Source organism: uncultured Thiothrix sp. (assembly GCF_937876535.1).
Taxonomy (GTDB): Bacteria; Pseudomonadota; Gammaproteobacteria; order Thiotrichales; family Thiotrichaceae; genus Thiolinea.
Map to the genome: position 1 here is coordinate 243,246 of NZ_CALFHZ010000013.1, position 12,250 is coordinate 255,495.

General features: G+C 41.8%; 13 protein-coding genes, 1 pseudogene and 1 riboswitch. Of the genes and pseudogenes, 6 read left to right on the plus strand and 8 right to left on the minus strand.

Annotated features, from left to right (window positions below):
• Positions 1-188 precede the first annotated feature (188 nt).
• Positions 189-611, minus strand: coding sequence for a LysM peptidoglycan-binding domain-containing protein (locus tag Q0230_RS07755; RefSeq protein ID WP_298609322.1), 423 nt, complete (start codon positions 609-611; stop codon positions 189-191).
• A 231-nt stretch (positions 612-842) separates the two neighbouring features.
• On the opposite strand from Q0230_RS07755, the gene Q0230_RS07760 reads away from it, so the two are divergent.
• The gene (locus Q0230_RS07760; protein WP_298609323.1) at positions 843-1,259 is read left to right on the plus strand and encodes an element excision factor XisH family protein; all 417 of its coding nucleotides are present in this window, start codon (positions 843-845) and stop codon (positions 1,257-1,259) included.
• Positions 1,247-1,582 (plus strand): XisI protein, encoded by a 336-nt coding sequence (locus Q0230_RS07765; RefSeq protein ID WP_298609325.1) that lies wholly within the window; start codon positions 1,247-1,249, stop codon positions 1,580-1,582. Before Q0230_RS07760 ends, Q0230_RS07765 begins: the two co-directional genes overlap by 13 nt.
• A 54-nt stretch (positions 1,583-1,636) precedes the next feature.
• On the opposite strand, the gene Q0230_RS07770 is transcribed toward Q0230_RS07765, so the two are convergent.
• From Q0230_RS07770 to Q0230_RS07790, 5 genes are all read right to left on the minus strand, one after another.
• Positions 1,637-1,873 (minus strand): hypothetical protein, encoded by a 237-nt coding sequence (locus tag Q0230_RS07770; protein WP_298609326.1) that lies wholly within the window; start codon positions 1,871-1,873, stop codon positions 1,637-1,639.
• 100 nt (positions 1,874-1,973) lie between these two features.
• Entirely contained in the window at positions 1,974-4,853 is a 2,880-nt protein-coding gene (gene gcvP, locus Q0230_RS07775) for an aminomethyl-transferring glycine dehydrogenase (protein WP_298609327.1), read from the minus strand.
• A 21-nt stretch (positions 4,854-4,874) separates the two neighbouring features.
• Positions 4,875-5,267 (minus strand): glycine cleavage system protein GcvH, encoded by a 393-nt coding sequence (gcvH, locus tag Q0230_RS07780; RefSeq protein ID WP_298609328.1) that lies wholly within the window; start codon positions 5,265-5,267, stop codon positions 4,875-4,877.
• A 26-nt stretch (positions 5,268-5,293) separates the two neighbouring features.
• Positions 5,294-6,376, minus strand: coding sequence for a glycine cleavage system aminomethyltransferase GcvT (gcvT, locus tag Q0230_RS07785; protein WP_298609329.1), 1,083 nt, complete (start codon positions 6,374-6,376; stop codon positions 5,294-5,296).
• Positions 6,377-6,522: 146 nt separating this feature from the next.
• A riboswitch (glycine riboswitch) is annotated at positions 6,523-6,609 on the minus strand.
• A 68-nt stretch (positions 6,610-6,677) separates the two neighbouring features.
• Entirely contained in the window at positions 6,678-7,217 is a 540-nt protein-coding gene (locus tag Q0230_RS07790; RefSeq protein ID WP_298609330.1) for a M23 family metallopeptidase, read from the minus strand.
• A 340-nt stretch (positions 7,218-7,557) separates the two neighbouring features.
• On the opposite strand from Q0230_RS07790, the pseudogene Q0230_RS07795 reads away from it, so the two are divergent.
• Positions 7,558-8,247 (plus strand): annotated as a pseudogene (locus tag Q0230_RS07795) (IS1 family transposase).
• A 69-nt stretch (positions 8,248-8,316) separates the two neighbouring features.
• Here the strand turns inward: Q0230_RS07795 and Q0230_RS07800 are convergent.
• Positions 8,317-8,685, minus strand: a complete 369-nt coding sequence (locus tag Q0230_RS07800) for an IS1 family transposase (RefSeq protein WP_298609331.1) — start codon at positions 8,683-8,685, stop codon at positions 8,317-8,319.
• Positions 8,686-8,724: 39 nt separating this feature from the next.
• Positions 8,725-8,919 (minus strand): IS1-like element transposase, encoded by a 195-nt coding sequence (locus Q0230_RS07805; protein ID WP_298609332.1) that lies wholly within the window; start codon positions 8,917-8,919, stop codon positions 8,725-8,727.
• A 311-nt stretch (positions 8,920-9,230) separates the two neighbouring features.
• On the opposite strand from Q0230_RS07805, the gene Q0230_RS07810 reads away from it, so the two are divergent.
• The 3 genes from Q0230_RS07810 to Q0230_RS07820 are packed head-to-tail and all read left to right on the plus strand — an operon-like array spanning position 9,231 to position 12,129.
• Entirely contained in the window at positions 9,231-10,418 is a 1,188-nt protein-coding gene (locus Q0230_RS07810; protein ID WP_298609334.1) for an NAD-dependent epimerase/dehydratase family protein, read from the plus strand.
• Positions 10,419-10,429: 11 nt separating this feature from the next.
• Complete coding sequence (locus Q0230_RS07815; RefSeq protein WP_298609335.1) at positions 10,430-11,353, plus strand: NAD-dependent epimerase/dehydratase family protein; 924 nt, start codon at positions 10,430-10,432, stop codon at positions 11,351-11,353.
• A gap of 2 nt (positions 11,354-11,355) precedes the next feature.
• Positions 11,356-12,129, plus strand: a complete 774-nt coding sequence (locus Q0230_RS07820) for an FkbM family methyltransferase (RefSeq protein ID WP_298609336.1) — start codon at positions 11,356-11,358, stop codon at positions 12,127-12,129.
• Positions 12,130-12,250: the final 121 nt, after the last annotated feature.

Sequence of the window (12,250 nt, forward strand, 5' to 3'; positions counted from 1 at the left end):
TCAAACTTTGAATAGATCTTAATTGAAATAACTGCTTGTTATTATTCGTTTTTAATTATAGATTATTTTGATTTTAAGATTTAGAATCAGAAACGCAAGTTATTGTTATGAATAAGAATTTAGGAATTATGAAATGAGTTAGGTGGACTCGAATCCGAATCCACCTGAGGGAAAGGAGGTTTAATTAATTAAGCAACGCGCAGCATTTGGCCGATTTCAATATGATTAGCTTCATAAGCGCTAATATTGTTTAGTTTCATCAAGCGTTTCACACTAGTACCATAGCGTGCTGCAATTTTGGAAAGGCTATCACCAGGCTTAACTACAATCACTTTATAATGTGATTTTTTCTTCCAATCTTTACCCCAACGTTTTTCGAATCTATTTTTGTAGTAATCACCACGATGCTCCACACGCATCGCTGGGCGACTGCCTAGATCCTCTGAATCAATCACATCAATACTGGCATTAACGCGTGGTTGTCCATGATGAGGAATATTAGTGATAGGGTAATCCACATAAGTATGGCTACGGCTATCTGCAAAGCTCGCCCCTGAAACCGCAGTGATACTTAAAGCCAAAACACCAGCAAGCAAATGACGAATTTTCATACCTGAACTCCTAATTCTGAGGTTAATTTGAAGTGGTCTTTGTCCGTGACCATGGAGCAGAGTATGAGTGAAAGCTGGCTGCTGGAAACTCCCTTAAATAAGGTGCACTGCTGAATTTTAGCTCCCTTAAATGGGGGAGGAGCTAAACAGTTTTAAAGATTGTTAGGATGACTCGCGTGCTACTAAGCCTTTTGCTAGACTTTAGAGTACCTTAATTTATAGAAATGCTTCATGCCAGCTCGTGATATTTACCATAGTCATGTACGCAACGCTTTAGAGAAAAGTGGCTGGCAAGTCACTGCTGATCCTTACTTGCTCAAAGCTGGCACTATCTCTATGTACATCGATCTCGGTGCAGAGCGTTTACTAGCAGCAGACAACGGACAAGAGAAAATAGCAGTTGAGGTTAAGTGCTTTTTACAAGCCTCTGATTTAGCCGAGTTTCATGTTGCTCTTGGGCAATTTATGAATTACAAACTTGCTTTACAGCAGCAAGAACCTGACCGTGTATTGTATTTGGCGGTTCCTAAAGAAACTTACGATTCATTTTTTATACTGCCTTTTATTCAAGATGTTTTGCAGCAATATCAAGTCAAATTGATCGTGTTTAAGCCTGATGATGAGGTGATTGCACAATGGATAAACTAAAAAAATATCGTGAAGCAGTTAAATATATTTTGAAGGACTATGCGTCTTTATCACCCTCTACTAATGAAGTAACTACACAACTTTTATTTGATAATGAAAACGATCATTACCAATTAATGTATGTAGGTTGGCAAAATGGGCGACGTATTTATGGTGCTGTGATTCACATGGATATTATGAATGGCAAGGTGTGGTTGCAGTACAATGGAACGGAGGAAGATTTAGCACAGTCTTTATTAGATCAAGGTGTTGAGCGAGAGGATATTGTGTTTGGGTTTAAACCTGTATCAGTTAGAAAGCATACAGGCTTTGCTACGATATAAAAATTAAAAGTTTTTCAAAAGAGGCCGTTAACTTCCATACTTTTAAACTAGATTTTACTCAGAAAAATCGAATATAAGAACACTTTTTCCTATCGAAGCTAAAAGCTCAACCTTAGTTTTGCCTATGCCTCTGAGCAAGGCTGTAGCATAACGCAAAGTAATTTTAGCTCCACTCTGCTTAGCATGTGGAACTAAAAGCTGTAGAGATTCAATACTCCACTTTCTGCCATCAATTACTATATCACAACCTAAGCGAACTACATTTTGTAGAAGCTGTAATTCTTCACTCATTTAAACATCCTTTTAAAAAACTAGCTCACTAACTATACTTCAGCTCAGCTTTATACAAAAGAAATAGGAAGAATAGCATAAGCTCTTCCTCCTAAATTAGTTACCGATAACTCTCCATCGGCGGACAAGAGCAAACCAAATTCCGATCCCCGTAGACATTATCAATTCGATTCACGGTCGGCCAATATTTCGCAGTATGAATCACACCTTTAGGAAAGACCGCTTCCGTTTGCGAATAAGGGCGTTCCCACGCTTGAGTTAGATCATCGAGCGTATGCGGCGCATTCACCAACGGATTATTATCGGCAGGCCACACACCCTCTTGCACTTTGCGAATTTCTTCGCGAATCGCAATCATGGCATCGCAGAAACGATCTAACTCCTCTTTCGGTTCGGATTCGGTCGGTTCAATCATCAGCGTACCCGCCACGGGGAAGGACATAGTGGGCGCATGGAAACCATAATCCATCAAACGCTTAGCAATATCTTCTTCAGTAATGCCGGACGCGGCTTTCAGTGGGCGAATGTCGATAATACATTCATGCGCCACGCGCCCATTCGCACCACGGAATAGTACTGGGTAATGCTCAGACAAGCGCTGCATCATGTAATTGGCATTCAGAATTGCCATTTGCGTGGCTTGTTTCAGGCCATTTGCGCCCATGAGCTTAATGTAAGTCCATGAAATCGGCAGAATCGAGCCACTACCATAGGGAGCGGCGGAAATCGCGCTATTGCCCACCGGTGCATCGAAAGGCGGATTGACCACATTGCTGGATAAGAACGGTGCAAGATGTGCTTTCACGCCAATCGGCCCCATGCCTGGACCACCACCGCCGTGGGGAATTGCAAAGGTTTTATGCAGATTGAGGTGCGACACATCCGAACCAAATTTGCCTGGTTTGGACAAACCGACTTGCGCATTCATATTCGCGCCATCCATGTAAACCTGCCCGCCGTACTGATGTACGATCTGGCAAATCTCCACAATTTCCTGCTCGAATACGCCATGTGTTGATGGATAAGTCACCATTAAACAGGACAAATTCGCCGCGTGCTGCTCAGCTTTGGCACGTAAATCGGCCACGTCCACATTGCCATTCGCATCACACTCCACCACCACAACTTTGAGATTCACCATCGCAGCGGAAGCTGGATTCGTGCCATGCGCGGAACTGGGGATTAAGCATACATCACGATGCCCTTGCCCGATGCTGGCTTGATAACGGCGAATTGCCACCAAACCTGCATATTCACCTTGCGCGCCCGAATTCGGCTGCATCGAAATCGCATCATAGCCGGTAATTTCCACCAGCCAATCTTCCAATTCCTTAATCATGGCACGATAGCCCACGGTTTGCTCATTGGGTGCAAACGGGTGAATATTGGCAAACTCAGGCCAAGTCACGGGAATCATTTCCGCCGTGGCATTCAATTTCATGGTGCACGAACCGAGCGGAATCATGCCGTGCGCCAAGGAAAAGTCTTTATTTTCCAAACGCTTCAAATACCGCAGCATTTCCGATTCGGAATGATGGGCATTGAACACCGGATGAGTGAGGAAATTGGAACTGCGTTGATAGCCAACTGGAATACCAGTGACATTTTCTGCCATGAGGGCTTGATCGAGTGCATCAAGCGTTAAACCATGCCCTGTACCGAGTAATACATCAAATAATTCGGCAATATCCGCGCGGGTTTTAGTTTCATCCACACTAATCCCGACTTGCGTATCCGATACTTTGCGCAGATTAATCCCCGCTGCTAAAGCCCGTTCATACGCCCCTGCACTCTCCACGACAATGGTATCGAACCACGTATCATGTAGCAGTTTCGCGCCTTTTTGTTGCAAGCCTTTGGCTAAGATCGAGGTTAAACGCTGAATGCGACCAGCGATTTTCTTCAAACCTTCAGGGCCATGATACACCGCATAGAAGCCTGCCATATTCGCCAATAAGGCTTGGGCAGTACAAATATTCGAGGTGGCTTTTTCACGGCGAATATGTTGCTCACGAGTTTGCATTGCCATACGCAAGGCTTGCTTGCCGTGACTATCAATCGACACGCCAATCACTCGCCCAGGCATGGTACGCTTATAAGCATCTTTGGTCGCAAAGTAAGCCGCATGTGGCCCACCAAATCCCATCGGCACGCCAAAGCGCTGGGTATTACCAATCACCACATCCGCACCCAGTTCGCCAGGCGATTTGAGCATCACTAACGCCATTACATCGGCTGCGACACAGACTAAAGCCTTCTGTGCATGCGCTTGTTTAATGGTAGCCTCAATATCGACCACTTCACCCGTAGCAGAGGGATATTGCAGCAATACACCAAACACTTCGTGCTGTGCCAGTTCTGACACTTTGCCAATAATCAGCTCAAATCCGAAATATTGTGCACGAGTTTTTAAGACATCGATGGTCTGCGGAAACACATCATCACTGATAAAAAACTTATCGGATTTTAGCTTGCTGGAGCGCTTACATAAGCTCATCGCCTCCGCAGCAGCCGTGGCTTCATCCAACAAAGACGCATTAGCAATGTCCATGCCGCTCAGGTCAGTCACCATTTGCTGATAATTCAGCAAACCTTCCAAACGCCCTTGCGAAATCTCCGGTTGGTAAGGTGTATAGGCGGTATACCAACCCGGATTTTCCATTACATTGCGCAAAATCACTGGCGGCACAATCGTGTCGTAATAGCCAAGGCCGATATAAGACTTATTGACCTTATTCTGTGCTGCTAAGCTTTTTAAATAAGCCAAGCTTGCAGCTTCCGTTTGGCTATTGCCCATCGCTAAGGCTGCATTGGTGAGGATATTAGCGGGAACCGTGCTTTGAATCAGTGCGTCTAAAGAATCAGCACCCACTACTGCTAGCATAGCTTTGGTATCAGCTTCCGTCGGGCCGATATGGCGGGCAATAAAATCCTCACGCTGCTCTAAATCAGTCATAGCAACGGTTAACTGGTTTGTCATCTTGTATTACTCAGTGAATGATTAAGCTTCGGAAGCGACTAATTCGCCATAAGCTTCCGCGGTGAGTAGTGCAGCCACTTCGCTAGCATCGGCGGGCTTTAATTTGAAAATCCAGCCTGTTTCATAGGGATCGCTATTCACTAATTCGGGGCTGCCATCTAATTCTTCATTCACTTCCACGACTTCGCCGCTAATCGGCGCATAAATATCTGAAGCTGCTTTCACTGATTCGACGACCCCACATTCAGTACCCGTCGTTAAATTAGCCCCAACTTCGGGCAACTCGACGAAGACTAAATCCCCTAATAAAGCTTGGGCATGATCAGTAATTCCAATCGTGACCGTGCCATCGCCATTGTCACGCACCCACTCATGGGAATCGGCATATTTTAAATTAGCTGGAACTTTACTCATTTGAAATCTCCTAATTAACTAAACAATTAACTTAAAACCGATTGACCATGCCGCACGAACACAGGCTTAACTACTTTGGCAGGATAAAGTTTACCGCGAATATCAATAGAACACCGTTCACCACATGCAGCAGGTACGCGTGCCAAAGCAATCGCAACACCTAAACTGGGCGAGAAAGTACCACTGGTAATTTCACCTTCACCTGCCTCACAAGTGACTTTCATATGATTACGTAGCACGCCTTTGCCTTCTAATACTAAACCGACAAACTTTTGCTTCACGCCGGCTGCTTTTTCTGCTTCTAACGCTTTACGACCGATGAACTCACGCTCAGTAGGTTGCCAAGCAATCGTCCAGCCCAGACCTGAAACCAGCGGCGAAGTGGTTTCATCCATATCCGTGCCATATAAATTCATTCCGGCTTCAAGGCGTAAAGTATCACGAGCACCTAAACCAGTGGGTGGAATACCTGCACCAACTAAAGCATCCCAGACTTTATTAGCTTGCTCGGCTGGAAACATCAGTTCAAAACCATCCTCGCCAGTGTAGCCGGTGCGTGCGATAAACCAAGACCCAATCTGTGCACCATAAAAGGGCTGTAAGGGTTCAGCGAGAGCCATTTCATTTTCAGGCATAAGTGAGAAGACTTTAGCGCGTGCATTCGGGCCTTGAACGGCGAGCATAGCTAAATCCGAGCGCTCAGTGAGTTGGACATCGAAGCCTTGTAGTTGCTGCTGCATCCAAGCCAAATCTTTGGCGCGAGTGCCCGCATTAACCACGATCCGATAAGCAGTGTCCGACAAATAATAGACGAGTAGATCGTCGATCACCCCACCCTGCTTATTCAACATGCAGCTGTATAAGGCTTTGCCGGATTCTTTGAGTTTATCGACATTATTAGCAAGTAGTTTGAGTAGATAAGGTTTGGCTTGCGCGCCTTGCAGGTCTAATACAACCATATGTGAGACATCAAACATGCCTGCATCACTACGCACTTGCCTATGCTCTTGTAATTGTGAGCCGTAATGAATCGGCATTTCCCAGCCAGCGAAATCAACCATTTTCGCGCCAGCTTCGAGATGCTTTTGGTAAAAAGGGGTATGTTGCATAACGTTCTCCCGTTAACATGAAAAAAGGGCGGCAGATCATCTCTATCTACCGCCCCTCTGTCCTTGCTACCTGAGAGATTCCTTATTGTAAGCACAATAAGTTACTACCCTTCGGTGGATGCAGCCGCACCACTCTCCAGAGTCAACCATCACCAACAGTCCTTTTGCCTGAGCGTTTACGGGCTATGCGCCTTCGGCGGCTTCTCAAAGAAGCACTCTCCTGCTGGGATGCTTGTTGAAGGGGGAGTTTATAGCATACTCCACTGAAAAGCAGCTAACGAAAAACACAAATACTTTCCAATCAATTCCGCACCCATTGCAGATACTCTGGAGTATAAGCCCTACCTTGAGGATCAATAAACTTGAATGGTATAGAGACTAACTCACCATTTTTTTCTTTTAAAACAGCAAAATGCAAATGAGGGCCAGTTGTCTTACCGGTGTTTCCCACTTGAGCAAAACATTGATGAGCTTGTAGTAATTGCCCCCTGCTTACTTGAATACTACCCGGTAGAAGATGTTGATAATCGGTGATTTCTCCATTGGAATGCTCAATACGCACAAAACTAGATTTTTTATAATCTGTACTAAACCACCCACGCCCATCGTATAAATCAAGCACTTCACCAGTTTGAGCCGCGCAAACACTCTCTCCTTGTGGCATTACTAAATCTACAGCATAACGATTAACAGCATCATTATGCGTTTCCTTGCCATTAAAGCCTTGAGAAACAATAAATTTTCTTCCTATTTCAAAAGGAGCGAAGTAAATGGACTCATTCTCTAAAGCCTTAGCAGTACTACTAAGTAGAAAGAAAGATAAAATACATTTTACAAACAAATTGATCCCCGCATTAATAATTTGAATAATTAAAAGGTGAACAATTACTATAGATCTCTCCTACAACTTATTATAGCATTACGCCACTCATCAGTGTCAGTGTCCAAAAAATAAACATATCTCTATATTCTATAAATAATTATAAACGCCAGTGCTCAAAAAAACTCTTAATGGGTTATAGAAGGGCGGTAGCGTTTTTACTGAATATAAAAACATACTATGTACAGCATAGCCTGGTAATAAAGTATGCTGTTGCCGCTTCAAAATTCGGTCATGTATCCAAGAAGTTGAATAGAGTTTAAGCTAGTGCAATTGATTTGCGTAGAGTAGTGATCCATGGCTGTTATGTCCGAAGTGTTCGAGTGCAGTGTATCGACACGGTAAGGCCTCCATTGGAGAAGCGCGTTATCGCTGCCGCGGATGTCATCACTGTTTTCAGTTGAACTATCGTTATGAAGCGAATCGTCCTGGCGTGGTGGAACAAATCATTGACATGGCGATGAATCGCTCCGGGTTCGTAATACGGGTCGGGTGCTGAAGGTCAGTCCAACGACCGTGGTGCGGCATTTAAAAAACTCAGCCCAGCACCGGTGAATCCCTTAGCGCTAGAAGCGGTCGCTTTGGAACACGGGTTAGAACTGGTGTGTGAGTTGGATGAACAGTGGTCGTATGTGGGGAAGAAATCCGAACCCCGCTGGTTGTGGTATGCATGGTCACCGCACTTCAAACGTATCTTTGCGTACACCTTCGGACGACGGGTGAAGGAGTGTTTGAAGCAACTCCTTGGCTTACTAGAGCGATTCGCGTTCCGTTTGTATTGTACAGATGATTGGAGGGCTTATGAACGGTTGCTGCCAGAGGACCAACATCTGATCACTAAACGTTACACACCCAGAGCATTGAGCGACAGAACCTGAATTTCAGGACACACTTAAAGCATCTCGCACGGCGAACTCTTTGCTTTTCGAAGTCGGTGGAAATCCATAATAAGGTCATCGGCCAGTACATTGTCAGACATTCTTTCAACTAATTAAATACACAACCAAAAATTCTTTAAAATACTCAGAACTTATTATCGTAATCCACGAAAACTACTGGGTCATGATTTAGAAGAGTGGAAGAACATCTGATTAATAAACTCACCGATGACCTTGTCATGAATGTCAACGAACCTCGAGAAGCACAAGGTTTTGCGGGCTAAGCGTTTAGTGCGGGTCTGGAAGTTAAGATTTTGCCGCTCGATGGACTGAGTATAGCGTTTAGTGATTAGATGCTTATCGACTGGTAGTAATCGCTGGTAGGCCTCCCAACCATCGGTACAATAGACTCGAATCTTGAAGGCGCTCAGTAAGGTCAACAACCGTGTTAAAGTCGCAGCCGCTCGTGTTCCCAACTCATAAGCTAACACCGTTTTGAGGTGGGGCTGCCACGCATACCACAGCCAGCGCTGCTGCTTTTTATGGCTCACAAACGACCACTGCTATCTATTTCACACCCTAACTCGACCTCATGATGCTCCATGATCGCTTGAATCGGTTGTGGATTGACCTTGACGGGTTTTAATTTTTTTTAAGTGCGCAATCACCGTCGTGATACTCACCCCTAGCACTCGACTGGTGTCACGGACACTAATGCCGTTCATCGCCATTTGGATAATCTTTTCGGGAGTACCTTCTTTGTTACCTTCATAACGGTAAGCCACTTGGAAACTGCGTTGACAGTTTCGACAACGATAACGAGGTTCACCACTACGGGCATGACCCTATTTGTACACTAACTCACTATCACAATAACGATACTTCACGGCTATCGTAGCCATCACTTAGTCCTGTGGAAATCATACGAGTGACAGCTGTAGCATAGTTCATGATTCAGAGCACTTCAACTCCTCTAAATCATGACCCACTATTGATTTTATATTTTAAATTAATTAATAAACTATTTATGAAAAAGATCTAACACTTTCAGTTAATTTTAGACTTAAACTTTATTTTGGAAAAAAGAGAGGTTAAAATGAGAGTACTAATATTAGGTGGTGATGGTTTCTGTGGGTGGCCTACTGCTTTATATTTATCATCCAAGGGACATGACATAACCATAATAGATAATCTATCACGTAGAAACATAGATAATGAATTAGAGTCAAATAGCTTGACCCCAATACAACCAATGGGAATAAGGCTGAAAACCTGGAAAGAGAAAACAGGGAAAAATATAAAATTTTATAATATCGATGTTGCACACAACTATCATCGACTACTTACACTTCTCAAAGAAACAACACCAGATGCAGTTATTCATTTTGCAGAACAACGAGCTGCGCCATACTCAATGAAAAGCTCTTTTCACAAAAGGTATACTATTGATAATAATTTAAACGCTACACATAACCTTCTTGCTGCCATAGTAGAGTCGGGTATTGATATTCACTTAATCCATTTAGGCACAATGGGTGTATATGGATATGGAACATCAGGAATGAAAATTCCAGAAGGCTATCTAAAAATAAAACTTGAAACAGATCAAGGTTTAAGTGTTGAGAAAGAAATTCTCTACCCAGCGAATCCTGGAAGCATATATCATTTAACAAAGACACAAGACCAACTAATGTTCGCCTACTATAATAAAAATGATGGAGTCAGAGTGACTGATTTGCATCAAGGAATTGTATGGGGTACGCAAACACAAGAAACTCTAATTGATGACCGACTAATTAATAGATTTGATTATGATGGCGATTATGGAACAGTTTTAAATCGCTTTCTCATGCAAGCAGTTATAGGTTATCCCTTAACAGTTCATGGATCAGGTGGGCAAACGCGTGCATTCATTCATATAAAAGATACCGTGAAATGTTTGGAAATTGCATTAAATAACCCTCCAAATAAAAATGATCGCGTTGAAATATTCAATCAAATGACTGAAACCCATACAGTAAAAAATCTAGCAGAAATAGTTTCCAAGCAAACTGGAGCAAAAATTGCTTATATACAAAACCCAAGGAATGAAGCTGCTGAAAACGAGCTATACGTCGAAAATAATAAGTTTTTAGGGCATGGACTAAATCCGATCACACTAAATGATGGGCTAGTTTCAGAGATAATAGATATTGCTAGGAAATATAGCAATAACTGTAATCTTGAAAAAATACCTTGTATTTCCTATTGGAACAAAAAGCAAGCTGAAGGCGCAACACACTAAAAAGGAAAAAGATGAAAAATTTACTGATTACTGGTGGAGCTGGATTTATCGGCTCTAATCTTGTGAAAATTCTCAATAGCTCAAAATATAAATTAAGAATTTATGATAATTTTTCTAAAGGCCAAAGACATTATTTACCACATGACATAGACATAATCGAAGGTGATATAAGAGATAGATTAGCATTAAAAAAAGCATTAAATAACATAGATGCCATTATTCATTTAGCAGCTTATGGTTCAGTAGTTGATTCCGTTGAAGACCCAAGCGAAAATTTTGACATCAATGTGTTGGGTACATTCAATATTTTACAAGAGGCTAGACATCAAGGGATTAAACAAATTATTTTTTCATCTACAGGTGGAGCACTTATTGGTAACGCTGCTCCTCCTGTGAATGAAGAATCCATACCTAGACCAATATCTCCCTATGGGGCAAGCAAGCTTTGTGCAGAAGCCTATTGTTGTGCATTTGCAGAAAGTTATAGAATCAACATTACTGCATTAAGATTTGCAAATGTTATAGGCCCCAATAGCCAGCATAAAAAAGGTGCAACAACAGCCTTCATAAAAGCTATATTAAACAACTCACCAATAATAATTTATGGGGATGGTACTGCAACTAGAGACTTTCTATATGTTGAAGACCTATGTCAAGGCATAAAATCTGCTTTAGATAAAAACCTACCTGGATTTCATCCTATTCATTTGTCGAGCGGACAAGAAACAAGCATTTTTGATCTTGCAAAAATGATTTGTGATGTTTTAGGAAAACCCAACCACCCTATTATCTGCAACCCCAAAAGAGTTGGAGAGGTTGAGCGCAATTTTGCTGACTTTTCAAAGGCACGTGAACTACTAGAGTTCTCACCACAAACGAATATCAGAACTTCTTTAATTGAAACCATAAACAGCTTTGACATAATGAGAACTTAATAATGACTAAACACCTAGGCTTTCATAACAAATTCAAGAAAGCTTGTATTGCCACGAAAATCATCTCCAACTGGCCTTTAATTATAGTTGACAAGTTAGGGATAAAAAAAAAATTTTATTATAGAATAAGAAATACTAATATTAAATTATGCTGCCGCTCTAAATCTTCTGATATCAATGAAGCAGTTGTAATTTTTACAGGCGAGGAATATCCAATAAAACATATTAATCTGGAAAATAACGCTATAGTTATCGATTTAGGTGGCAACATTGGATTATTTTCAATTTACTTATTACATAATAACCCACTAAAAAACATCCGCATTATAACTCTTGAACCATTTGAAAAAAATACTTTAATTCTGCAAGAAAATATAAGAATAAACAACATAACTCAAATAAAAATAATACAAAAAGCATGTACTGATATTGATGGAACAGTAAATATTGATACCTCTGTCAGACCCGATGCGATTTTTGTTTCTCGAACAGGGAATAAAAATGTCGAATCCATAAAACTCAGCAGTCTAGCAAAGCAAGAAAATTTACCTACAATTGATTTGTTAAAAATGGATATAGAAGGCTCAGAGTATGATATATTTGAAGAAGATTACGCGTTTATAAGAGATAATGTTAAAAAAATAATAATGGAATATCATAATATATCCGAAGATAAAAATTACAAATATATAGCCAAGAAAATATCAAACGATTTTTTAATAGAGCATATATATGATGCTTATAGTGCAGGAGTTTTAGTTGCTACAAGAAAATAAGGGGCATGTCTCATTTGAAGGTGGTAGGATTTGCCCTTAAAGTAGAGGGGTCATGTAATCCAAGAGGTTGAATAGAGTTTAAGCTAGTGCAATTGATTTGCGTAGAGTAGTGATCCATGGC

Coding starts and splice junctions, on each gene's coding strand:
- gcvP (WP_298609327.1), bottom strand. CDS start 4,853: ATGACAAACCAGTTAACCGTTGCTATGACTGATTTAGAGCAGCGTGAG.
- Q0230_RS07765 (WP_298609325.1), top strand. CDS start 1,247: ATGGATAAACTAAAAAAATATCGTGAAGCAGTTAAATATATTTTGAAG.
- Q0230_RS07815 (WP_298609335.1), top strand. CDS start 10,430: ATGAAAAATTTACTGATTACTGGTGGAGCTGGATTTATCGGCTCTAAT.
- Q0230_RS07755 (WP_298609322.1), bottom strand. CDS start 611: ATGAAAATTCGTCATTTGCTTGCTGGTGTTTTGGCTTTAAGTATCACT.
- Q0230_RS07760 (WP_298609323.1), top strand. CDS start 843: ATGCCAGCTCGTGATATTTACCATAGTCATGTACGCAACGCTTTAGAG.
- Q0230_RS07820 (WP_298609336.1), top strand. CDS start 11,356: ATGACTAAACACCTAGGCTTTCATAACAAATTCAAGAAAGCTTGTATT.
- gcvT (WP_298609329.1), bottom strand. CDS start 6,376: ATGCAACATACCCCTTTTTACCAAAAGCATCTCGAAGCTGGCGCGAAA.
- gcvH (WP_298609328.1), bottom strand. CDS start 5,267: ATGAGTAAAGTTCCAGCTAATTTAAAATATGCCGATTCCCATGAGTGG.
- Q0230_RS07810 (WP_298609334.1), top strand. CDS start 9,231: ATGAGAGTACTAATATTAGGTGGTGATGGTTTCTGTGGGTGGCCTACT.
- Q0230_RS07770 (WP_298609326.1), bottom strand. CDS start 1,873: ATGAGTGAAGAATTACAGCTTCTACAAAATGTAGTTCGCTTAGGTTGT.